A 22,713-nucleotide genomic window follows, 5' to 3' on the forward strand; every position below is an offset into this window, starting at 1 on the left:
ATCAACATTATTTTATAGTAACTATAGGATTACTTAGTTCCTAGCAACAATTTTAAGAAGCTAAGCTAATATTTAACTCGTCGAAATATATGAAATTTTTGTTTATTCGACTGTATTAGTATATAGTCAGCAGTGATAATTCAGTAATAATAATAGTACAAAGTGTAGTATATTCTTACCTATTTAGTGTTGATATCGCTAAAATGGTTCAAATATTTACTAGGAAGTTACTTTCTTTAAGGGGATCTTTATGAGAAAACAATCATTAGTCGCAATGGTGCTATTACTCAGCGCCAGTCTTGCCCAAGCAGCTGAGCAGTCAGCTTTAGAGGCTGAACAATCAGGTTTAGCGGCGTTTGGCGCAGGTCTTGATGGGTTTATGGGCAGTGCATTTGGCTGGTTTGTAGATCTTATCTTCTATTCAGTGCCACTTGGCGATGTCAGCTTTCCACTCATTGTCGGTTGGTTGTTAGTTGCAGCACTCATATTTACTTTCTACTTTGGATTTATTCAGTTTCGTCTTATAGGGTTATCTCTGGATATTGTCAGAGGTAAATATACCAATCCCAATCCCGCTGTCAAAGAAGAAGGTGAAGTTAGCCATTTCCAAGCTTTAGCCACGGCTCTATCAGGTACGGTTGGTCTTGGTAATATTGCAGGTGTGGGTGCAGCACTCGCTATTGGTGGACCTGGTGCTACCTTTTGGATGATTATGGTTGGCCTGTTCGGCATGGCATCCAAGTTTGTAGAGTGTACGTTAGGTGTCAAATATCGTACGATACTGCCCTCTGGTGCCGTATCAGGTGGACCTATGTACTACTTGAGCCGCGGTATGGCTGAACGTGGTATGGGCGGATTTGGTAAGGTTTTAGCCGTTGGTTTTGCCCTCATGACTATATTAGCGACTTTTGGTGCTGGTAACATGTTTCAGGGTAACCAAGCCTTTGCAGTAATGAGCTCTACTTTTTCTATTCCTACTGATTACAGTATATTCTTTGGTATTATCTTAGCGTTGTTAGTCGGCTCGGTCATCATCGGTGGTATGCCGCGCATCGCAACCGTTACCGAAAAAGTCGTACCTTTTATGGCATTATTATATATCACTATGGCTGTAATCGTACTGGTTGCAAACTATAACCTTATTGGCGCGGCATTTACAGAGATCTTCGTTGGTGCTTTCACTGGTGCTGGTGTTGCTGGTGGATTTATTGGTGCATTAATTCAAGGTTTAAAACGTGCGACTTTCTCTAATGAAGCTGGTGTTGGTTCAGCGGCTATCGCTCACTCAGCGGTAAAAACAAATGAGCCTGCTACTGAAGGTTTAGTAGCCTTGCTAGAGCCGTTCATTGATACGGTTATCATCTGTACTATGACAGCGCTCGTTATTACTATATCTGGGGTGAACACGGCCGCAAACTTGCAAACTCAAGCGATCACTGGTGTAGAGCTAACCCGTGCCGCCTTTATGCAAACAGCGCCAATCTTCCAGTACTTCTTAGCAGTAGCTGTAATAATGTTCGCCTTTTCAACGATGATTTCATGGTCATATTATGGTCTAAAAGCTTGGACTTACCTTTTCGGTGAAGGTAAAGCTGGCGAGATGATATACAAACTTATCTTTTTGGTCTTTGTTGTTATCGGTACTATCGTACAGTTTAGCTTCGTTATCGACTTCTCAGATGCGGCTCTGTTCGCTATGGCTATCTTCAACATCATCGGTCTATACTTCTTAATGCCCGTTGTGAAAAAAGAGGTTCAATCTTTCGTTGCACGTGTGAAGAGTGGTGAAATTAAAAAGTACAAATAACGAGTTTGAATAATCTGTTATAACTTTATGATATAGAAAAGCCCATCAAGAGTAGTCTTGGCGGGCTTTTTGATGTTGATTACTTACTAGATATTTATTAAGCAGAGGCGTTATAGTTTGTGGGACGTAGAGATCAATAGAATGTTGTGACTTTAAAAACCACATTCAGTTTAATTGGATTAAACGGACTAAAAGCGATGACTACCTGTCCTATACTATTACCCACAACTGCGGCTTGCCAAAATCTCTAAAAGCGTCCTCAATCATACTTTTAAAGCCGTTGAAATCTTCGGTATTAATCTTCTCTACCTCTGTCAAATCTAGCTTTAAATATTTGGCATCACTATCCGTCAAGCAATCCCATGCGCTGTCCCAATTATGGGCAAAGTAATCAGGGAAGCTGAGCGCGATGCCTAACGCTGTTAATAATGCCTTTTTATCGAGCACTTCCCCCATGATAATAGCGATAGCTTGCTTAGGTATAGAGCCATACTGAGCGTCGCTGTTGTCAATATAATAAATAGCCTGACTCATTTTATCTCACCTGTAATTGGCTAAAGCTGTCGTAGTGATCGACGGTTAAATAATAGACTGCTGGCGGATTGCCGCCAGTGACGATACGCCGCGCGCCGCGATGTGACACACTAGGCGTGGGTACCGTATACTCGCGGTAGTAGCCACTGGGCTGCGCAGGTAAACGACCTTCACGATTATAAAACGTCGTGCCGTCTTTGGCAGGATGGGGGTAGGGGCCGCCACGCTTGATAAGTGCAATAGTATGATCAATTTGTACGTCACCAGTGATAACGTTTTGAGTGGCTGATTCTGATGACTGTGATGATTGCGATATTGTATTCGATTGAGCATCATCACCAAGAAACGTGGATGATAGGTCGCCAAAGAAATAAACCGCTAAGGCGATAATAGCGATGAGACTAAATAGACGAGAGATAGGGCTGCTCTTTTTTTGGTTAATACGCCGCTGATTGTTATGGCTATTGCTGTTGTTGATATGGTTGTGACGGTTCTGATGAGGTGCGTTTTTAGCTAGTTGTGGTTGCAGCGTCTCTTGTAGGCTCAGTGAAGTAGAGGTTACCTCTGTGGCACGTAACTGGTTTTCGTCATTGCGCTCGCTATTGAAGTAGACGCGCTGACCAATGCTGACAGGTTGAGACAAACGTACTCTAGTAATATGAAAAAACACATCCTCGCTTTGATCGTCTACATCGATAAAACCATAACCTTTATCCTCGTTCCAGTGCTTGATTTTACCACTTTGCATGAGCACGCTGTCCTATGGTTTTATGTTAAAGATAGTATATACAATAGAATGGCATCGCACAAAAACGCCAGCGACTAGGCTGGCGTTTTGCATGTACATCGAATGACGAGGAATAAGTTACGCGCGGGTTTCGCCATGACCGTAGACAATCCATTTTTGTGAGGTCAGACCCTCGAGTCCAACAGGACCACGAGCATGAATCTTGTCCGTTGAGATACCAATCTCAGCCCCAAGTCCGTATTCAAAGCCATCAGCGAAGCGGCTAGAGGCATTAATCATGACACTGGCTGAGTCGACTTCACGGATGAAACGCTGCGACTTGGTATAGTTGTCAGTGATGATGACATCAGTGTGCTGACTACCGTGAGTATTGATATGTTCGATCGCCTCATCGATACCGTTCACGACTTTAATTGCTAAGATAGGCGCAAGGTATTCGGTGTCCCAGTCCTCGTCAGTCGCCGCAGAGAGATGACCATCAAGCTTCGAATTGGCGTTCAATATAGCTTGTGATTTATCGTCGAGACGTAGTTGCATGGCATCATCGGCTTGTACGATAGCTTCAGCTATTTGTGGCAGCAAATCATCAGCAACAGCCTCATCGACCAATAGCGTCTCCATCGTGTTGCACGTGCCATAGCGATGGGTTTTGGCATTGACACTAACGTCAATCGCAATCTTGGGATCAGCGTCACTATCGATAAAGGTATGACAGTTGCCATCCAGATGCTTGATAACGGGTACTTTTGCGTCCGCACTGATACGCTCGATCAGACCTTTACCGCCGCGCGGTACGATAACATCGACATAGTCTGTCATAGTAATCAGCTCACCGACAGCAGCGCGATCAGTTGTTTGTAGCACTTGTACGCTGTGCTCAGACAAGTCTGCATTGCTCAGACCTTGATGAATGCATTTGGCTATGGCTTGATTGGACTCAAAAGCTTCAGAGCCGCCGCGCAAGATAATAGCGTTGCCTGATTTGAGCGCTAATGATGCTGCCTCTAACGTGACATTAGGACGTGACTCATAGATCATACCGACGACACCGAGTGGTACGCGCATTTTACCCAAATGGATACCCGATGGACGATAAGTCATGTCGGTGACTTCGCCAATAGGGTCAGGTAGGGCAGCGACGTCTTTTAGACCTTGTAGCATACCATCAAAACGCGCGTCATTTAACTCTAAGCGATCAAGCAAAGCGGCATCCAAATCGTTCTTTTGACCTTTATCCATATCGATTTTATTAGCAGACAAGATGTCTGTTTTGGCATCGACGAGGACGTCATGAATAGCGATGAGTGCAGCGTTTTTATTGCCGGTATTGGCAGCAGCGAGTGCGCGAGATGCGCCGCGAGCTTGCTGACCGACAGTTTGCATATAAGTATGAATGTCTGTAGTCGTTGATTGAGTCATAAATGAGTATCCTTATGTGATGAGTATAAATAGCAGTAGGCAGCTAATATTAGTGATAAAAAAGGACGAATAGAGAGATATTATATTGAGCGTCAGACACGCCTAAAAGCAGAATTACCTGCTTTATTCTACTAAAAGTCCCTTTTCTTCTTGGTATGGTTATAATTAGCGGTTTTATGAGTGCTCTAGCATTATACTGTTTAACATAGAGCAGATTGAGTCGTTAGTAAAGATGAATTTGTGAACAGCATCCGTTTGCAATCAGCCAATATCGACTATTGGCGCTTGATACTCTCGTATACAAAGTGGCTATAGTTACGCAGTTTTAACAGAAGTCGGCATTAAATACTAAGGTCACGCGCTACTAATAACACTACACTATCTATCAAGAGGTGATTTTCGTTTCCACTATATAAAAGGAGCATGTATGACTGCTACAGAGAAAAAAGCAAAACCTATCATATCCAAAAAATGGTTGTACGGCTCCCTAGTCGCATTGGCGCTAATTTGGGGTGTCTATACCAATAGTGAAGCTGCTAATACGAACTCAGCACTTGGTTCAGTAGAACAAGTGGAGATTGAAAATGACAATGATGATATAGATATCGTTACTGACATAGAAAATGATGCCTACAATAGCGATGATGATACTGATGACGGTAATGATGAAGACTGGGGTTATGATTCCTTAGAAGATGATATGGACGATGAAGAGTAAATACTATTACTTTCAATAAACAATAATGAGTGATGACCTTATGCAGAAATCTATCTATAAAAACTTACTACTAGTGACCTTAGCCACTTCGGTATTGGCCTTGAGTGCTTGTGAAGACAAGGGTGCTAAAACCAGCGAAGAGGATCCAACCTATGATTCACAAACCCAGATTGAACAAGCTGCTACTGGCGTGGACAATGACATGCCAGCGAACGATGTCGCTATTGCCAGCGCCAATGATGGTGTCGCAATGGATAACGAAACCATAAATGACGATGTCGCTATCGCTACAGCGGATGACTCAGAGGTTCTCGATGGTAGCGAGTCATCAGAGCACGTCTCAACCTATTAAATCAATAGATAAAAAGACGGTAAGTAGACTAAGATGCTAAAATACAGCTCAAATATGCGATGGCAGGTTTGGGCTTTTTTATACCTTGAATAAAATAGTCAAGAGTACGTTTGCCTTTTGCTTCTATTTTAAGCGACAATATGCTGCGTTTTAGAGCAGCTGACTTGGTAATGACCACTGAGTGATCGCTCCTAAACATTCGCCTTTTTATCCTTACTGGAAACCCGCTAAATCATGCTTGATACTGCAAAAAACACGACTCGTCCTATCGCTCTAGATTTAGAAGATATTCACAAGAGCTATGGCTCACTAGAGGTGCTCAAAGGCGTATCTTTGACTGCCTATGACGGTGATGTGATCTCTATATTAGGATCGTCAGGTTCTGGCAAGTCGACCTTGCTTCGCTGCATCAATATGTTAGAGAAGCCCAATAAAGGTCGCATTACTATCGGCAACGACGAGTTGATGCTAAAACCCAGTAAGTCAGGTGAGTTGCAAGCGACCAATGTCAAAGAGCTAGAGCGTCTGCGCGCGCGCGTAGGGTTTGTGTTCCAAAACTTTAATCTATGGCCACATAAAACGATTTTGCAAAATATCATTGAGGGACCGACGCAGGTCCTAAAAATCAAAAAAGCCCAAGCGATTAGCGATGCAGAAAAACTACTGGACAAAGTAGGTCTGCTGGATAAAAAAGACGCTTATCCCGCCAACTTATCGGGTGGTCAGCGTCAGCGCGTCGCTATCGCACGAGCTTTGGCAATGCAGCCACAAGTCCTGCTCTTTGATGAGCCGACCTCAGCACTTGATCCTGAACTGGTCAATGAGGTGCTCGTTGTCATGCGAGAGCTGGCAGAGGAGGGGCGAACTATGCTTATCGTCACCCATGAGATGCGCTTTGCTCGTGAAGTCTCAAGCCAGGTGGTGTTTTTGCATCAAGGCATTATAGAGGAGATGGGCACGCCTGAGCAGATATTTGATCATCCTAAATCTGAGCGCGTCAAAGATTTTATGGCCTCACATCGTCAGTAGTTGGCATTACCAGAAAATTTGCACTTTAAGTTTATACCGTTGATGAGTCACTACTTAATGGCCATATCCTACCTAAATTAATTATTACTCGATAATGTCAGCTCAGTTGCAAAATGTTTGTTTTTGGTATTTGAGTCAGGTATCATCGAAGTGCTTATACCGCTTACGGTAGCTCTCCTTCATTTATGCTAATAAATATATTAGTCCGGCATGGATGTCGGACGATGACTCTCGTCACTCGTATTAGAATCCCCTATTCAAAACTAAGGAATGTAAGATGTCGAATTCTCGTCTATTATGGTCATCGATGACCGTTGCTACTGCTATGCTGCTTGGTGCTTGTAGCCCAGCTGCTGATGAGGCCGCTGATACCAATGTAGAGGCAGCTGACACTGCAACTAAGACCATACGTATCGCTACCGAAGGCGCTTACCCTCCTTTTAATATGACCAATGCTGACGGTAGTCTGTCAGGTTTTGATGTCGATGTTGCCAACGCATTGTGCGCGCAAATGCAAGCGAACTGCGAAGTAGTCGCTCAAGATTGGGACGGTATCATTCCAGGTCTACTGGCACAAAAGTACGATGCAGTCGTCGCTGGTATGTCAATCACCCCTGAGCGTCAAGAAAAAGTCGATTTTACCGAACCTTACTTTGCTAATACTATGGTCTGGCTGACAGACACGAGTAGCGGTTTTGATCCTATGGCGATAAAAGATTTGACCTTGGGCGGTCAGCGTTCAACGACGCCTGGCGCCTACTTGCAGGACAACTATGAAGGCAAAGATGGCAATACCGTTCAGTTGTATGACAATTACGATAATGCCTATTTAGATCTAAAATCTGGTCGTAGCAATGCAGTACTGGCCGAAAAAGTCTCTGCCAAATCATGGTTAGCTGACAATACCGAAGGCTTTGGTATTGTAGGCGATGAGATCGATAACAATGACAATATCGCTATCGCGGTTCGTAAAGATGATCCGTTAAGAGACGAGTTTAATAAGGCCCTTAGTGAAATCCGTAGTAATGGTGAGCTGGCACGTCTTGAGCAAGAGAATTTTGGCCAGTAGCTTAGACCATAACGCTTGTCGACACGGATTAAGCGGTAAGTGCAAGCTCACTGCTATCGCCCAAACCTACTATTTGACTAAATATACCAAGGACTTATTATGATGAAAAAATCAACCACACTGACTACCAAAGCTAAGTGGCTTGCACCTGTCAGTATCGCGATGCTTATGCTCGCAGGCTGTAGCAACAATAATACGACTACCGATGAGACTGTAGTAGTCAATACAGCAACTGACGATGCACCAATGAGTATCAAAATTGCGACTGAATCAAGCTATAAGCCGTTTAGCTATACGGATGCTGATGGTAAATTGATCGGCTATGAGATCGAACTGATAGATGCTCTATGCGCGCAAATGAAAGCGGACTGTGACGTGATCTCACAAGACTGGGATGGCCTAATTCCTGGTCTCAATGCACAAAAATTCGATGCCATTATTGCTGGTATGTCGATTACCCCTGAGCGTCAAGAAGTCATTCAATTCTCTGATCCTTACTTTTATAGCAGCATTGTCTTAATCGGTAAAAAGGGCGATGACATTACTATTGACGCGCTTAGCGGTCAACCTATTGGCTCTCAGCGTGCGACGGTATCATCACAGTACTTGCAAGACGAGCACGCCGATGCTGATATCAAGCTTTATGATACGCAAGACAACGCCTATTTAGATCTAACCTCAGGTCGCACGCGCGCAATGATGTCAGACAAGGTCACCGGTCTTGATTGGTTAAAGACTGAAGCAGGTCAGAACTACGAAATCAAAGGTGCTGAGATTAGCACTGATGAAGACGCCATGGGTATTGGTTTTCGTAAAGACGATGCCTTGGTTGCTAAATTCAACAAAGCACTTAGTGAGCTTAAAGCCAATGGCACTTACGAGCAAATCACAGGAAGCTATTTTGGTACTAGCTCAACTGCCGTAGCTCAGCAAGCGACTGCTAATAACAGTGTAGAAAAAGTGGTCGTCATTGATGATGGCAGCGTAGATGGTAATGCACTAATCGCTGAAGAAGAGCAAGCAGAAGCGATGGCTAACTAAATTTTGGATTGAATATCAAGGATGATCATGACAAAGACTTTTGCATCACTGATAGCGATGACAGCTTTGGCTTTGGTAGGTTGTAGTAACAGTCAAGACAACGCAGGTACCAATACTGAATCAATAGACACCGCTGCCAACAAGGACGATGTCTTACGCGTGGCAACAGAAGGTGCTTATGCGCCTTTTAACTATACCAATGCTGATGGCTCTTTGGGCGGCTTTGATGTCGATATGGCAAACGCTATTTGTGAGGAGATGAAAGTTACTTGTGAGATTGTGGCACAAGATTGGGACGGGATTATTCCAGGTCTCAAGGCGGGCAAATATGACGCTATTGTCGCCGCAATGTCAGTGACACCAGAGCGCGCACAACAAGTGAGCTTCACCGATCCCTATTTTAGCAATACTCTAGTGTTTTTGGCCAAAAAAGACAGCAGCTTCGATCCTAGCAATCCTGATGATATCAATACTAATGCTATTGCCGCTCAGCGCTCAACGATCTCATCACAGTGGTTAGAGGGTGAGTATCCTCAAGCTAATATACGGTTGTATGACACGCTGAGTAACGCATTTTTGGATTTAGGGTCAGGACGTGTCGATGCGATGGTCTCTGACAAACTGCCTGCTATCGAATGGCTAAGCTCAGAATCTGGTAGCAGTTATGTGCTAAAAGGCGATGAGATCGACATCAAAGATAACTTTGCGATAGCGGTGCGCCCAGGGGATGAGCTAGAAGGTAAGATTAATCAGGCGTTAGCAAACATAAAAGCAGACGGTACTTATGATGCGCTAAACGATAAATATTTTTCAGTAGGTATGCAGTAGCTTACTATAAAAAGTAGTTACTAATTTACAGCTTGCTGAGCGACCATAAAAAAGACATTGCCATTTTGGTGATGTCTTTTTTGTATGGAGACGATAACATAGCGTCACTGGTATATGATAAAATCAGCGCTCAGTTTATTATGCAAGTCGTTAGGGTTTAAGCGCGCTTTTATTAAGCGGTCATTTAGCGTGTTATAAACGCGTTTCTAGGGACTGTATTAAGATTAAGCAAAATCAAGATGAAGCGAATATTTCCTTTAATATCTTATTGATAACATAACGAGAATAAGTGAATAATTGTGTTTGACTTACAAGGATTTGGCGCGCTACTACTGAGCGGTGCCACCGTTACTATCAAGCTTGCGGTAACCAGCCTTATTATCGGTATGGTTCTAGGATTGATGGGTGCAACGGCAAAGCTGTCTGATGTCTGGATACTGCGTAAGCTTGCGACGGTATATACCGCGACGATGCGTGGTATTCCTGAGCTGCTATTGGTGCTGTTTATTTATTATGGCGGCTCCATCTTGCTGATGAGCATTCTCAAAAGATTTGGCTATAACGAGTACGTTGAGGTCAGTGCGTTTTGGGGTGGCGTCATGGCTTTGTCTATCGCTTTTGGGGCTTATGCTACTGAGATTTTTCGGATGTCGATCCAAGAGATTCCGGTCGGTCAAAGCGAAGCGGCTCAAGCGGTCGGTATGCGTCCTTTTCAGATATTTTACCGGGTTACTTTGCCGCAAGTTTGGCAAATTGCATTGCCAGGTTTGGGTAACTTATTCTTAGTCCTACTCAAAGATACCGCTCTGGTCTCTGTCGTCGGTCTCAAAGATATCATGTATCAGTCCTCGCGTGCTGCGCAGTCGACGCAGCAGCCTTTTACCTTTTATATGGCGGCGGCGATTATCTATTTAGGTCTTACCATGATTATTACAGGCTTTATGCTTTGGCTTGAATGGCGCGCTAATCCAGCAGCGCGCTACGCCAAAAAACTCAGCCGTCAATCCGCCCCTAGCCAACCGATCGCAAAGTAGAGGAAACAGACTATGGATTGGAATTGGCAAGTTATTTTTGAGCACATACCAGACCTTTTAGGCGGCGCGGTGTTGACGGTACAGTTGGTCGTAGTCTCAGGTATTATCGGACTATTTTTTGGTTTAGTACTAGCGCTACTGCGTTTATCCAAGAGCTGGCTCGTACAAATATTACCCTTTTTGTATATTTTCTTTTTTCGTGGCACGCCATTACTAGTACAGATATTCTTGATTTATTACGGACTGGGTCAGTTTGAATGGGTACGCGAATCATTCCTTTGGGATCCAGTACTCAGCCAAGCTTATTGGTGCGCTATTATTGCCTTTACTCTAAACACTAGCGCCTATTTAGCAGAGATTATTCGCGGTGCTATTCAGACCATTCCTATCGGCGAGCTTGAAGCGGCTGATGCCATCGGTATGTCTAAGTGGCAAAAACTGACGCGCATTACTTTACCGCGTGCTTTTGGTATTGTTATTCCCGCTTATAGTAACGAAGTTATTTTTATGCTCAAAGGTAGTGCATTAGCTTCGACTATTGCGCTGATGGACATTACAGGCGTTGCTCGTACGATTAGCGCGCGTACTTATACTCTAATGGAACTCTTCTTTGCAGCGGGTATTGTTTACCTTCTACTATCGTGGGTTATTTTGTTCAGCTTTAGGCTTTTTGAGAAGAGAATGAATCGCCATGCAAGTTACGTCCCACCAGATGTCATGACCAATACGATTCCATAATGAATGATAGATAATAATATAGCGATAATCGCTAAAGTAAGAGATGAGTATGACCCAATCACTAGCAACATCTTTAGATCAAAGTAATTCTGATCATAATCTACGTAATGCCATTGGAAAAGTCGTTTGTGTCGGTCGCAATTATGCCGCGCACGCCGCTGAGCTTGGTAATGAGATACCTAGCGCACCGATGCTATTTATGAAGCCATCCTCTTCGGTGATCTCTATAGAGCAAGACATTATTCGTCCCAGCCCAAAAGTCTATGGCGAGACCCATTATGAGACGGAGTTGTGTATTCAGCTAGCAACAGATCTGCATGCAGCGACTGCTGAACAAGCTAGACAAGCGATAGGCGGGGTAACTTTGGGCCTTGATTTGACCTTGCGAGAGCTTCAAAGCGCGCTCAAAGCCAAAGGTCATCCTTGGGAGCGTGCCAAGTGTTTCGATGGCGCGTGCGTACTTGGCGATTGGCTCGATCCAAAGGAGTTTGGAGATTTTACGCAAGTACATTATCAATTGCATATCAATAATACACTGACGCAAGATGGTGATAGTGCCTTGATGCTGTTCTCGGTTTATGATTTGCTCGCTGATATTAGCCATGCTTTTAGCTTGCAAGCTGGTGATGTCATTATGACTGGTACGCCAAGTGGCGTTGGTGCGTTAAACTTAGGTGATAAGCTAAAGCTAGTATTAGGCAGGCATGAGTGGCAGACGCGCGTGCAATAGCATTACTTTCAATAAACATTTGCTGTCCTAGAGTAGAGAATCCTAAGCCAAAGCTTGGGATTTTTTTTGAATAAAGCTTTATACAAATGTCATTGTATTGTCATGAACGCTCAGTAGACTCAAGTGTAACTCGCATGTTTGTAGTGGTAATCACCAGAATGCGGACTGATCCTTTCATACTAATCCAGACTAACAACAGGGTGAATGATGATGACATTACTGAATAATAAGCAAAATCTTGCATGCGAAGTCGTTGAAGATTCTAATTCTACCAATAATGTTGAATTTCAAACGATTATCAACCGTCGCATGAACCGCCGTAGTGTCCTAAAAGGGGGCACAGGATTGACAGCTGCCGCTTTTTTTGGCGCATTACCTTTGGTTGGGTGTAGTGACGACGATGATAGCAGTATCGTTAGTGATAACAACACTGCAGCTATCCCCGCGCAGGGTGATTTAAAGCGTCCTGAGACCTTAAAATTTGAGGCGGTGGCGCATTCAACGGCTGAGACTATGAGTGTGGCTGAGGGCTATAAAGCTGAGATGATATTGCCACTGGGTACGCCATTGATGTCTGGTATTGAGGACTGGAGGGACAACCGTGAGCAGTCGGCAGAGTCGTTTGAGTGGCGTATGGGTGACAACCATGATGGCATGTGGTTTTTTGGCAAAAAGGGCAGTGCTTACGACCCAAAGGCGTCAGATAACGGTCTGCTAGTCATGAATCATGAGTACGTCAATAGTAGCGAGCTCAGCCCCTTTGGTTATTATGTCAGTCAAGATAATAACGCGGCACCTATCTTTAAAGACCGCCGCCTTGCCAGCGACATACGCCGCGAAGTCAATTGTCATGGGGTCGCGGTAGTTGAGATGACGCGCCGCGCTGATGGCATGGGCTACGAGATGGTACTTGATTCTAAATACAATCGCCGTATCACCAGTAGTACAACCGCGCAATTGACAGGTCCTGTGGCAGGCTCTGATTGGGTCAAGACCAAGTTTGATCCTACAGGCTTTGAGACTCGAGGTATCAATAATAATTGCGGCGCAGGACTATCACCTTGGGGTACTTATTTGACCACAGAGGAGAACTTCCTTGGCGTCTTTGCTCGTGGACAAGATGCTAGCCAATTAACCGCTGCTCAGAACTATGGCCGCGAGCGTTATGGCGCGACAGAGAACTTTGCCAGTTGGGGTTATTTGTGGCATACCCCTGATGACAAGGACGCCACAATCAGTGATGAGTTCTCACGTTGGGATATGACCGCATCGGGTGTAACCGCAGCGGAGGATTATCGCAATGTCTTTAATACGTTTGGTTATATGACCGAGATTGACCCTTTCAATCCAACTGCTACACCAAAAAAACGCACCGCCTTGGGACGTTTTGCTCATGAAAACTGCGCTTATGCACCTGTCAAGCAAGGTCAACCCGTCGTGTTTTATATGGGCGACGATGCTAGGGGCGAGTATATCTATAAGTTTGTCTCCACAGCTCTGTGGTCAAATAGCGATATCGGCGGTGGTCTGACAGCGGGTGATAAGTATATGAATGAGGGTACGCTATACGTTGCAATCTTCAACGAAGACGGTAGCGGTGAGTGGAAAGCGCTGATTCATGGTCAAAATGGTTTAGACAATACTAATAGCGTATTGCCATTTAACGGACAAGACGAGGTACTCATCTTTGCACGCGCTGCGGCGGATGCATTGGGTGCAACTAAAATGGATCGCCCTGAATGGGTATCGGTCAGCCCCATCACAGGGGAGGTCTATGTCACCTTGACCAATAATAAATATCGCGGCGTGCGTGATGATCAGCCTGTATCAGCGGCCAATCCGCGCAGCTATGATGCTGGCGGTAGAGCACGTGGCAATGATAATGGTCATATCATTCGCTGGGCAGAAGCAGGTGGCGACCATACTGCAACTCGCTTTGAGTGGGATATTTATCTGTTTGGTGCGCCAAGTGATCTAGTCGCAGAGAATCTATCTGGTTTAAATGATAGTAATGACTTTTCTTCACCAGATGGGCTGTACTTTGATCCTCGTGGTGTATTGTGGATTCAGACGGATGATGGCGCTTATACCGATACCAGTAGCTGTATGCTGCTCGCGGCGCTACCGGGTAAAGTACGCGATGGCGCAGTTATGACCACTTCGGCAGGACAGCAGACCCAAGTCGGTATCTCTGCCAGTAATGACACTATCAAACGCTTCTTTGTTGGACCTGAAGGCTGCGAGGTTACTGGCATTACGATGACGCCAGATTTTAAGACCTTATTTATTAATATTCAGCATCCGGGTAATATTTGGGGCGCTGTCACTGGTGGTAGTACACCACGCTCAGCCACCGTTATGATTACTAAAGAAGATGGTGATGTGATACTGGCAGAATCCTTAATGCCAGCTACTTCAGTCTAAAACTATGCTCCATAAAATTACGCCCCATAAAGTTATGCTCCATAAAGTTATGCTCCATAAAGTTATGCTCCATAAAGCTATGCTCTAACTCCAATAAATAATCTATGCATCCAAAAAATCTCAAGTTACGACTTGGGATTTTTCATTTTTAAAATACATACCAATAATGTCAATTTATCCTAAGACAGGGTGTTTTTATCAACATAAAACCGTCGTTTAGACGATATAGACGATATAGACGATGCAAGCAAATAAGCAATGAGGCTAAGCTACGAGTACTTGTAGTAACAAACACACTTGTGAGTCAATGCATTTTCTTCTCTTTGCCGGCGTTAAAAGCTAGTATATAAGATACCCTATAATCGCTGAGCACCTCATCATCATGAACAGCCCAGATCCGCTTGATACTATCCACGATCTTTTTTCTAGTACTCAGCAAAAAACAGATGCTTATTTTGCAGCTGAAAGTATGCCGTATCATACTGACTTGTATGAGCAGATTGATCGGCTTGAATTCATTGACGACGATGAAGTAGCTAGGCTGTTGGAGGAGAATGGCGCTAGTACATTGTCGAATCAGCCGCTGACATTGGGCGATTTTTTGGGAGGGCTTGCGCAGCTTGCGACGATGGGAGTAGTCGAGGTGACAGACATCGTCGAGTCCATGCACCGAGAGATTATATTACGTCCTATAGGACGTTTTAACGAGAATCATCTTAGCAATTGGCAGGGCGGTATCACGGGACGTATTTATGGCGTAGTACGTCATATTATGTTCATGGTTGGCAATAGTTTATCATCAGGTCTGCGATTGTACAAAGACGTCGCCAAACCAACCAATGGGCAAATCCTTCCCGATGGTCTAAAAAAACTGGTCAATGTGTTCAACGGGGTGATGGGTGATCATCTGGTCAATAATGATAATCCGCTTGCCATCCCTATGATGTTCTACGACAAAGACGGTAACCTACTAGAAGAGCCTTTATCAGGACGCCTTATTATTCTATGTCATGGTCTTTGTATGAGTTACTTGGGCTGGGATCCTAAAAAAGAGAGCAGTCTAGGACAGGCGATCAGCCGTAGTCAGCCAGACGCTACAGTCTTATACTTAGACTACAATACAGGACGACGTATCTCACGTAGTGGCCGCGATCTATCGAGGCGACTACAAGATTTGGTAGATAGTAATCCTAATATCAATCAGATAGATCTCATCGGTCATAGCATGGGCGGTTTGGTTGCCCGTAGTGCGCTCTTTTATGGTGAACAAGAGCGCTTTGATTGGGTTAAACGCGTTGGAAATCTAGTAACGCTAGGGTCGCCGCATCATGGCGCTATGCTTGAGCGTATCGGTTTTATGGTACAAGATATTATCAGTAAAGTCCCTTTCGCAAGCTCGCTTGCGCATCTAGCAGATATGCGTAGCGCAGGTATTATCGATTTACGCCATGGCAGTATTCGTGATGCCGATTGGAAGTCGTTAGAGGGCCGTAATGTACTGCCACCTGACTTTCGTCATCCTACCCGCCTGCCTAGTGGCATCAAGACTTACTTAGTCGCTAGTGCTCTTATTGAAAATCATTATAATTCAAAACTTACAAATTTACTCGGTGATAGCTTGGTATCGATCACATCAGCACTCGGAGAGGGGGGTAACGCGCATACTTTATTTGTGCCAGAAGGCCATAAGGCTGTCTTTTACGGCGTCAATCATATGAATTTGATGCATAGTCGAAGAGTGCGCGAGCAAGTGGTCGCTTGGCTTGTCGATAACGGCAAAAGCGACTTTGCTAATAGGCCTCGTCTCCACTCTTACCCAAAGAGCTTAGACTTGGCATTTTAGGGTTAGCGTTAAACTGGTTAGAGCTGAGCTGAGTATCAAATAGTTATTTGCAATAAAAACCCTCAAGTATGCTACTTGAGGGTTTTTATTATGACGTCAAATGGAGCCAAGCCATTCAACAAAAATTATTCAGCAAATATCGCTGTCACATTGTCTTTATCGAAAGTATACACTTCACCGCAAAAACCGCAGTCCATCTCAAAGGTGCCGTTTTGCTCCTCCAAGATATCCAAAGCTTCAGCTTCTCCAATCTGCTCAATCGCCGTAGCGCACTTCTCACGAGAGCACGTACAGCCGAACGCTAGCGCCACAGGATCAGGAGCGACGACGCTTTCTTCGTTATACAGACGATAAATGATTTCATTAGCATCAAGAGTCGTCAGTTCCTCATCCTTGACCGTACGGGTCAGTACAGACAGGCGAATCCACAAGTCATCATCGATACCCGCGTCTTCGTTTTGTTCAATCTCATAAGCCTCTTCAGCAGTACGTGGTAGCATCTGTACTAAGATACCACCCGCTTGCAAGCCATCTGAGGCAAGATTAATCAGCGTCGGAATTTGTGCTGATTGCTTTTGATAATGTGCCAAGCACTCTGATAGTGTGTCATGAGTACGCTCAACGATACCCTGATAAGCTTCGCCGCCGTCAGGTTGGATGTTAATGAACAATACGCCTTGACCCGTTGACCCAAGCTCAGCAAATGCCTCGTCAGCTAGCGTCATTTTATCCCAAGCGTGTATCTGCTCATCAGTCTCAGCCTTCCAGCTAGCCAGCGCCCGTATAACACCGTCCTGATTACATTCTGCCATTGCCCAATTGAGCAGGCTATCGCTATCTGATGATTGGAGCTGAATTGAGAGGTGACCATCAATTTTGACCGTACCAATAAGCAAACTTGCCGCCGTCAACATCTCGCCCAGCAAGCGTTTAATGGCTTCAGGATAAGCTTTTTGGGCAATGGTCGTCGCATAACTGCGTGATAGGCGTACGACGTCACCGCGAACGGGTGAGTCCTCGATAAAAAAGCGCTGACGCACATCTACGCTGCCACGGTCATCGTTTGGAGTTTGAGTAGCTAAAGTCATAAGTCATTTATTCCTTAAAAAGGTGTTAACTTTATGGGGATTATCATAGATTTATCAATTGTAACAAAACGGGTTTGTGATTTAATAAAATTATACTATTTGGGTTCTAATCAGACCAGAGCGATAAGCGGTAACGGGGAGACTGTTGAGAAAAGTGTTGTAAAGTAACACAAGGTTGCACTATTATGAACGTAAGTAACCAAAAGGACGCATAGCGATAGTAGGATTAACGCATAAGCGTTCTCTAATTAGTATTGTTATAAAAGGATGTATCCCATGGCTCACGCTCTATCAAAACCTCTAACGTTAGTAGCTCTTATAGCACTAGGCTTATCTGGTTGTAGTAATCAAACCGCAACTGACGAAACACCAGTAGATGGCGCAGCGACGGAAGCTGCCGCAAACCCTAACGGTACCCTACAAAAAATCAAAGACTCGGGCACTATTGTGGTCGGTTACCGCGACTCATCAATTCCGTTCTCTTATATCGCTGATGATCCCAATCAGCCAATGGGTTATGCACACGATTTGGAGATGAAAGTCGTTGAGGCTATCAAGCAAAACCTTAATATGCCAGATCTCAATGTTCGCTATAATCTTATTACGTCACAAACTCGTATCCCTCTTGTACAGAACGGTACCGTCGATTTTGAATGTGGTTCTACAACCAATAACGAAGAGCGTCAAGAACAAGTAGCCTTCTCAAATGGTTTCTTTGAGATTGGCACGCGTCTATTGACTAAGACCGACTCTGGCATTAGTGATTTTGAAAACCTAGCAGATAAAACGTTGGTGACGACAGCAGGGACGACTTCAGAGCGTTATATTCGCCAGTATATCGATGAAAAGCAGATGGATACCAATGTTATCTCAGCCAAAGATCATGGCGAGGGCTTCCTCATGCTAGAAAACGGTCGTGCTGATGCCTTTATGATGGATGATGTGTTGCTTGCAGGCGAAAAAGCCAAAGCCAAAAATCCTGATGAATGGGCTATCGTTGGTACGCCGCAATCATTTGAGATCTATGGCTGTATGATGCGTAAAGACGATCCTGAATTTAAAGCTGTGGTCAATAAAGCGCTTAACGATGTCTATAGCTCAGGTGAGATCAATGATATTTATAGCAAATGGTTCTTAAACCCCATTCCACCAAAAAATGTCAATTTGAACTTTGAGATGTCAGACAATCTAAAAGCCCTCATTGCAAATCCGCATGACAGCGCGCAACCAAAAACGGCTATGGCGCAGTAACACCGTCCTTCAATACAGCTGCTTGCCTACAGAATTAATCGTTCAGTAGGCAAGCTTATTTATCGCAGCTTGGAGAGACCGTTATGAACTATAGCTGGAACTGGGGTGTGCTCTTTGAGCATACTGGCATCGGTAATGAGCTATATATTCACTGGATGATTACTGGTCTTGGCTGGCTGCTATTGATCGGTAGCATCGCGTGGACCATTGCTATGGTCATCGGTACTATCTTTGGTATTATGCGCACGCTACCGAACAAAACCGCGCGTCGTATCGGCACCGCTTATGTAACCTTTTTTCGCAATATTCCGCTACTCGTACAATTATTCTTCTGGTTCTATGTCGCCCCTGGTTGGCTTACGCCCGCCTTGCAGGACTGGTGGTATAGAGACTTGTCTCCGAATACCTCAGCGATGCTCTCAGCGAGTATCGGTCTTGGTCTATTTACCGCAGCGCGTATCGTGGAGCAAGTACGCACAGGCATTGAATCCTTACCGCAAGGGCAGATCAACGCCGCTTATGCCCTCGGGTTCACTATTCCTCAAGCGTACAAGCAAGTCCTACTGCCGCAAGCCTTTCGTATTATTCTACCGCCCTTAAGCTCAGAGCTGACCAACTGCTTCAAAAATGCTTCGGTCGCCTCTTTAGTTGGGGTCATGGAGCTGATTAGTCAGACCAAGACTATTAGTGAATATACCCAAAATAGCCTTGAGATTTATACTTACGCGACGATTATCTATCTGGTCTTTAATCTATCACTGATTGCTATTATGGGCTTGATTGAGCGTAAGCTGCGCGTACCTGGGCTTATCGCTGGGAGTCAAAAATGAATATGACTGAACTTGCGACCGCATATCCTGGTCTATTAGGCGGTATGCTTACTACGCTCAAAGTATTATTTTTAGCGATCTTGGGTGGTATTAGTTTAGGCACGGTACTCGCTTTGATGCGTTTATCTGGTATTAAAGTTTTAGAGATCCCTGCTAAATTGTACGTCAACTATTTTCGGTCAGTGCCGCTACTATTAGTACTGCTTTGGTTTTACTTTGCCGTACCGATGATCTACTTTTGGGTTGTAGGCAAATACTTGCAACTTGATGCCGCCTTTGCCTCCTGTGTGGTCGCCTTTATGATGTTCGAGGCGGCGTACTTCTCTGAAGTCGTACGCGCTGGTATTCAATCGATTGGAAGTGGACAGGTCAATGCTGCCAAAGCGCTTGGCATGACGTACGGGCAAACGATGCGTTTGGTTATTTTGCCACAGGCGTTTCGTAAGATGCTGCCACTGATACTTCAGCAATGTATTATTCTGTTCCAAGATACGACGCTGGTGTTCGCTATCGGTTTGACGGACTTTTTTCGCGCCGCCTACGTACGCGGTGAGCTGATGGGCTTATTGACACCTTATATATTAGGCGCAGGTGCGGTGTACTTTATCATTAGTTTGGGCGCGTCTATTGGCGTGCAACACGTACAAAAACGATTAAGATTTTAGAGCTATCACGCGGTATGTCGTACTAATTTTGACGTTTTATGCCGCAACTATTCAAAAAATATGGCTAGGAGCCTGCGATGAGCAAAGCTGACACATACACAAATGACTTCGGTGGACTGGTGACAAATAACGGCCATGCTACTGATGAGAGGGTCATTGAAATTGATAGCGTCAGCAAATGGTATGGCGACTTTCAAGTATTGACTGATTGTACCGCGCACGTGCATAGAGGCGACGTTGTCGTCGTTTGCGGTCCCTCAGGTAGTGGTAAGTCGACTTTGATCAAAACGGTCAATGGTCTAGAACCCTTTCAAAAAGGGCAAATCATGGTCAATGGCATCTCGGTTGGCGCATCTAAGACTAACCTGCCAAAGCTACGTAGCCGCGTCGGTATGGTATTTCAGCATTTTGAGCTGTTCCCGCATTTGACTATCATCGATAACTTGACAGTGGCACAAGTCAAAGTCTTGGGCCGAAAAGAGGACGAGGCCAAAAAGAAAGCCATGGCTTATCTTGATCGCGTTGGTCTAACGGTACAAGCCGCTAAGTACCCAGCAGAACTCTCTGGTGGTCAGCAGCAGCGGGTAGCGATTGCCCGTGCTTTGGCAATGGATCCGATAGCTATGCTGTTCGATGAGCCAACCTCAGCACTAGATCCTGAGATGATTCAAGAAGTGCTCGATGTGATGGTAGAGCTGACCCGTGATGGCATGACCATGATGTGCGTCACCCACGAGATGGGTTTTGCCAGTCAAGTTGCCAATCGCATCATTTTTATGGATGAAGGCCATATCGTTGAGAACTGTAGTAAAGATGAGTTCTTTGAAGGCGCAAAAAGCGCGCGCGCGCAGCAATTCTTATCAAAGATTTTAAATCACTAACCTTGATTATCAGTACTATTAAAACGCCCTTTAGAGGGCGTTTTTTTGTGTTTGTAAGATTTTACATTTATCTTTTGTAGCAGTGCTTTGAGCTTACAAGTGTTCTTGGTTTGTTGTTACAATAGATATCTTACTTTTATACTCTCGCATCTAAAATAGGGTCTGTTGAACATTCAAAAGAAGGTACTGCTGACAGCTAAAATCGGTCAAGTCATCCTAGTACTCGAATGTAACAGACTCTACCAAAATGATAAAGAATACAGCAAAATCGGAGCTTATATGATGGATCAAAACTCACTAACTGCGCAAGTATCCTCTACCCAACATGGCGTTGTTATCATTGGCGCAGGTTTGGCAGGCTGGCACGTAATCGATGCTATTCGTAGCAAAGATAAGGATGTTCCAATTACCTTAATCACCGCAGATAGCGGTGACCGTTATCATAAGCCCATGCTAACAATGGCAATCAGTCAAAACAAACTCGCCGCAGATTTGGTGAGAGCAACGGGCGCTGATGCGGCGCAAACCGCTAATGTAACTTTGCTTGCTGATACGCAAGTCAGTGATATCGATGCGGTCAATCAACAGCTGCATCTAGTCTCAGCGACCCGCTTAGACCCTGTTACTATGAGTTATGCCTCAGTGAGCTACGACAAACTGGTGCTAGCAATGGGCGCGCATCCTATTTTTCCAAAAAGTTTACCTGAGGATTTGGTCTGGCATGTTAACCATATTGAGCGCTTTGGGCAGTTGCAAGAGAAGCTGGGATCGGGCAGTCAACGCGTTGCTATCGTTGGTGCTGGCATGGTAGGCACTGAAATCGCAGAGGATTTACTCAAAGCGGGTCACAAAGTTACTTTGCTCGATTTAAACGACGCGCCGCTTGCACAAATGCTACCTACAAAGGCTACCGCTCGTATTGCCAAGGCGATAGAGTCACAAGGCATACAATTCTTGGGCGGTTATCAAGTCACAAGCGTGAGCCGCAATGATGATGACACGCTGACGCTTAGTTGTGAGCCTTTAAAGAACGACAGCGAGTCTATAGAAAAACAACCTACAAGCTTAATCGTGGATCACGTGATTGCCAGCACCGGTCTTATCGTTGATGATAAGTTGCCCGCAGCAGCAGGTATAGAGTTTGATCGCCGTACGGGTATTGTCGTTGATGCCTCAACGCTGCAAGCTCAATCAAGCTTAGGCGAATCTAAGCAGGCTCAGTCACACCCTATTTATGCTATTGGTGATTGTATGTCGATTGATGGCGTGGCCTGTCGTTATGTGGCACCATTACGAGCGCAAGCTGCGACTATCGCAGATGATATTTTGGGTCTAACGCATAATGGTTATGAGCATAAGCCGCCTATGATACGTCTTAAAAACAAAGCAATATCAGTCATGGTCGTAGGCACGCCGCATGCGAGCGGCAACTGGCAGATCACAACAGAAAGTGAGGACGAGTTGGTCATGACTTTACTAAATGATAGTCAGGAGGTCAGCGCAACAGTGACTATCAAAGCGCCTGTAGTAGTGTAAATAGTATAGTAGTCAAACAGTAACCTACGCTTAAACGTTAACTAGAATCAAAATCGTTTAAATGATACATAACGTATCAGTATTATTGACAAGTCTTGAATGAAGGCGCTATAGTATTGACTTGTACGTAGGCTTTACGTTTTATTGT

At 44.7% G+C, this 22,713-nt stretch carries 21 protein-coding genes; 17 read left to right on the plus strand and 4 right to left on the minus strand.

From position 1 onward, the window contains the following. Window positions 1-250 precede the first annotated feature (250 nt). The gene (locus ACR64G_RS01830) at window positions 251-1,807 is read left to right on the plus strand and encodes an alanine/glycine:cation symporter family protein (RefSeq protein ID WP_435979861.1); all 1,557 of its coding nucleotides are present in this window, start codon (window positions 251-253) and stop codon (window positions 1,805-1,807) included. Window positions 1,808-2,017: 210 nt separating this feature from the next. Here the strand turns inward: ACR64G_RS01830 and ACR64G_RS01835 are convergent, their stop codons facing one another. The 3 genes from ACR64G_RS01835 to ACR64G_RS01845 form a co-directional block, all read right to left on the minus strand. Beyond that, entirely contained in the window at window positions 2,018-2,341 is a 324-nt protein-coding gene (locus tag ACR64G_RS01835) for a barstar family protein (RefSeq protein WP_435979862.1), read from the minus strand. A gap of 1 nt (window position 2,342) precedes the next feature. After that, complete coding sequence (locus ACR64G_RS01840; RefSeq protein ID WP_435979863.1) at window positions 2,343-3,089, minus strand: ribonuclease domain-containing protein; 747 nt, start codon at window positions 3,087-3,089, stop codon at window positions 2,343-2,345. Window positions 3,090-3,206: 117 nt separating this feature from the next. Beyond that, the gene (locus ACR64G_RS01845) at window positions 3,207-4,508 is read right to left on the minus strand and encodes a glutamate-5-semialdehyde dehydrogenase (RefSeq protein ID WP_435979864.1); all 1,302 of its coding nucleotides are present in this window, start codon (window positions 4,506-4,508) and stop codon (window positions 3,207-3,209) included. Between the two features lie 427 nt (window positions 4,509-4,935). On the opposite strand from ACR64G_RS01845, the gene ACR64G_RS01850 reads away from it, so the two are divergent. The 11 genes from ACR64G_RS01850 to ACR64G_RS01900 all read left to right on the plus strand — a co-directional run bounded on the left by ACR64G_RS01850 (window position 4,936) and on the right by ACR64G_RS01900 (window position 16,314). Continuing rightward, a complete protein-coding gene (locus ACR64G_RS01850) occupies window positions 4,936-5,226 on the plus strand; it encodes a hypothetical protein (protein WP_435979865.1) in 291 nt (96 codons plus the stop codon). A gap of 40 nt (window positions 5,227-5,266) precedes the next feature. After that, entirely contained in the window at window positions 5,267-5,578 is a 312-nt protein-coding gene (locus tag ACR64G_RS01855; protein ID WP_435979866.1) for a hypothetical protein, read from the plus strand. Between the two features lie 234 nt (window positions 5,579-5,812). Continuing rightward, window positions 5,813-6,607: an ABC transporter ATP-binding protein gene (locus tag ACR64G_RS01860; protein WP_435979867.1), complete on the plus strand. Its 795-nt coding sequence runs from the start codon at window positions 5,813-5,815 to the stop codon at window positions 6,605-6,607. 277 nt (window positions 6,608-6,884) lie between these two features. Next, the gene (locus ACR64G_RS01865) at window positions 6,885-7,676 is read left to right on the plus strand and encodes a transporter substrate-binding domain-containing protein (protein ID WP_435979868.1); all 792 of its coding nucleotides are present in this window, start codon (window positions 6,885-6,887) and stop codon (window positions 7,674-7,676) included. 99 nt (window positions 7,677-7,775) lie between these two features. After that, the gene (locus ACR64G_RS01870; RefSeq protein ID WP_435979869.1) at window positions 7,776-8,717 is read left to right on the plus strand and encodes a transporter substrate-binding domain-containing protein; all 942 of its coding nucleotides are present in this window, start codon (window positions 7,776-7,778) and stop codon (window positions 8,715-8,717) included. A 24-nt stretch (window positions 8,718-8,741) separates the two neighbouring features. After that, a complete protein-coding gene (locus tag ACR64G_RS01875) occupies window positions 8,742-9,545 on the plus strand; it encodes an ABC transporter substrate-binding protein (protein ID WP_435980612.1) in 804 nt (267 codons plus the stop codon). Window positions 9,546-9,844: 299 nt separating this feature from the next. Beyond that, complete coding sequence (locus tag ACR64G_RS01880) at window positions 9,845-10,579, plus strand: ABC transporter permease (RefSeq protein WP_435979870.1); 735 nt, start codon at window positions 9,845-9,847, stop codon at window positions 10,577-10,579. A gap of 12 nt (window positions 10,580-10,591) precedes the next feature. Next, the gene (locus ACR64G_RS01885) at window positions 10,592-11,317 is read left to right on the plus strand and encodes an ABC transporter permease (protein ID WP_435979871.1); all 726 of its coding nucleotides are present in this window, start codon (window positions 10,592-10,594) and stop codon (window positions 11,315-11,317) included. 49 nt (window positions 11,318-11,366) lie between these two features. Continuing rightward, a complete protein-coding gene (locus ACR64G_RS01890; RefSeq protein ID WP_435979872.1) occupies window positions 11,367-12,047 on the plus strand; it encodes a fumarylacetoacetate hydrolase family protein in 681 nt (226 codons plus the stop codon). A 210-nt stretch (window positions 12,048-12,257) separates the two neighbouring features. Then, window positions 12,258-14,471 carry a PhoX family protein gene (locus ACR64G_RS01895; RefSeq protein ID WP_435979873.1) on the plus strand — a complete coding sequence of 738 codons (2,214 nt, stop codon included), beginning with the start codon at window positions 12,258-12,260 and terminating at the stop codon, window positions 14,469-14,471. Window positions 14,472-14,853: 382 nt separating this feature from the next. Then, complete coding sequence (locus tag ACR64G_RS01900) at window positions 14,854-16,314, plus strand: alpha/beta fold hydrolase (RefSeq protein ID WP_435979874.1); 1,461 nt, start codon at window positions 14,854-14,856, stop codon at window positions 16,312-16,314. 125 nt (window positions 16,315-16,439) lie between these two features. Here ACR64G_RS01900 and ACR64G_RS01905 read toward each other — a convergent pair whose 3' ends face one another. Then, entirely contained in the window at window positions 16,440-17,402 is a 963-nt protein-coding gene (locus tag ACR64G_RS01905; protein WP_435979875.1) for an Hsp33 family molecular chaperone HslO, read from the minus strand. Between the two features lie 276 nt (window positions 17,403-17,678). On the opposite strand from ACR64G_RS01905, the gene ACR64G_RS01910 reads away from it, so the two are divergent. From ACR64G_RS01910 to ACR64G_RS01930, 5 genes are all read left to right on the plus strand, one after another. Beyond that, window positions 17,679-18,653, plus strand: a complete 975-nt coding sequence (locus ACR64G_RS01910) for a glutamate/aspartate ABC transporter substrate-binding protein (RefSeq protein ID WP_435979876.1) — start codon at window positions 17,679-17,681, stop codon at window positions 18,651-18,653. 83 nt (window positions 18,654-18,736) lie between these two features. After that, window positions 18,737-19,483, plus strand: a complete 747-nt coding sequence (locus ACR64G_RS01915) for an amino acid ABC transporter permease (RefSeq protein WP_435979877.1) — start codon at window positions 18,737-18,739, stop codon at window positions 19,481-19,483. Beyond that, complete coding sequence (locus ACR64G_RS01920) at window positions 19,480-20,148, plus strand: ABC transporter permease subunit (RefSeq protein ID WP_435979878.1); 669 nt, start codon at window positions 19,480-19,482, stop codon at window positions 20,146-20,148. The genes ACR64G_RS01915 and ACR64G_RS01920 overlap by 4 nt, the downstream gene beginning before the upstream one ends. Window positions 20,149-20,225: 77 nt before the next feature. Beyond that, window positions 20,226-21,029, plus strand: coding sequence for an amino acid ABC transporter ATP-binding protein (locus tag ACR64G_RS01925; RefSeq protein ID WP_435979879.1), 804 nt, complete (start codon window positions 20,226-20,228; stop codon window positions 21,027-21,029). A 279-nt stretch (window positions 21,030-21,308) separates the two neighbouring features. After that, the gene (locus tag ACR64G_RS01930; protein WP_435979880.1) at window positions 21,309-22,565 is read left to right on the plus strand and encodes an NAD(P)/FAD-dependent oxidoreductase; all 1,257 of its coding nucleotides are present in this window, start codon (window positions 21,309-21,311) and stop codon (window positions 22,563-22,565) included. The last annotated feature ends 148 nt before the right edge of the window (window positions 22,566-22,713 follow it).

The sequence above is a fragment of the Psychrobacter sp. DM4 genome, from assembly GCF_051307035.1.
Taxonomy (GTDB): domain Bacteria; phylum Pseudomonadota; class Gammaproteobacteria; order Pseudomonadales; family Moraxellaceae; genus Psychrobacter.

What these genes read in the sequence shown, in the direction of transcription:
- ACR64G_RS01830 (WP_435979861.1), top strand. Translation starts at nt 251, where the DNA reads ATGAGAAAACAATCATTAGTCGCAATGGTGCTATTACTCAGCGCCAGT.
- ACR64G_RS01835 (WP_435979862.1), bottom strand. Translation starts at nt 2,341, where the DNA reads ATGAGTCAGGCTATTTATTATATTGACAACAGCGACGCTCAGTATGGC.
- ACR64G_RS01840 (WP_435979863.1), bottom strand. Translation starts at nt 3,089, where the DNA reads ATGCAAAGTGGTAAAATCAAGCACTGGAACGAGGATAAAGGTTATGGT.
- ACR64G_RS01845 (WP_435979864.1), bottom strand. Translation starts at nt 4,508, where the DNA reads ATGACTCAATCAACGACTACAGACATTCATACTTATATGCAAACTGTC.
- ACR64G_RS01850 (WP_435979865.1), top strand. Translation starts at nt 4,936, where the DNA reads ATGACTGCTACAGAGAAAAAAGCAAAACCTATCATATCCAAAAAATGG.
- ACR64G_RS01855 (WP_435979866.1), top strand. Translation starts at nt 5,267, where the DNA reads ATGCAGAAATCTATCTATAAAAACTTACTACTAGTGACCTTAGCCACT.
- ACR64G_RS01860 (WP_435979867.1), top strand. Translation starts at nt 5,813, where the DNA reads ATGCTTGATACTGCAAAAAACACGACTCGTCCTATCGCTCTAGATTTA.
- ACR64G_RS01865 (WP_435979868.1), top strand. Translation starts at nt 6,885, where the DNA reads ATGTCGAATTCTCGTCTATTATGGTCATCGATGACCGTTGCTACTGCT.
- ACR64G_RS01870 (WP_435979869.1), top strand. Translation starts at nt 7,776, where the DNA reads ATGATGAAAAAATCAACCACACTGACTACCAAAGCTAAGTGGCTTGCA.
- ACR64G_RS01885 (WP_435979871.1), top strand. Translation starts at nt 10,592, where the DNA reads ATGGATTGGAATTGGCAAGTTATTTTTGAGCACATACCAGACCTTTTA.
- ACR64G_RS01890 (WP_435979872.1), top strand. Translation starts at nt 11,367, where the DNA reads ATGACCCAATCACTAGCAACATCTTTAGATCAAAGTAATTCTGATCAT.
- ACR64G_RS01895 (WP_435979873.1), top strand. Translation starts at nt 12,258, where the DNA reads ATGACATTACTGAATAATAAGCAAAATCTTGCATGCGAAGTCGTTGAA.
- ACR64G_RS01900 (WP_435979874.1), top strand. Translation starts at nt 14,854, where the DNA reads ATGAACAGCCCAGATCCGCTTGATACTATCCACGATCTTTTTTCTAGT.
- ACR64G_RS01905 (WP_435979875.1), bottom strand. Translation starts at nt 17,402, where the DNA reads ATGACTTTAGCTACTCAAACTCCAAACGATGACCGTGGCAGCGTAGAT.
- ACR64G_RS01910 (WP_435979876.1), top strand. Translation starts at nt 17,679, where the DNA reads ATGGCTCACGCTCTATCAAAACCTCTAACGTTAGTAGCTCTTATAGCA.
- ACR64G_RS01915 (WP_435979877.1), top strand. Translation starts at nt 18,737, where the DNA reads ATGAACTATAGCTGGAACTGGGGTGTGCTCTTTGAGCATACTGGCATC.
- ACR64G_RS01920 (WP_435979878.1), top strand. Translation starts at nt 19,480, where the DNA reads ATGAATATGACTGAACTTGCGACCGCATATCCTGGTCTATTAGGCGGT.
- ACR64G_RS01925 (WP_435979879.1), top strand. Translation starts at nt 20,226, where the DNA reads ATGAGCAAAGCTGACACATACACAAATGACTTCGGTGGACTGGTGACA.
- ACR64G_RS01930 (WP_435979880.1), top strand. Translation starts at nt 21,309, where the DNA reads ATGATGGATCAAAACTCACTAACTGCGCAAGTATCCTCTACCCAACAT.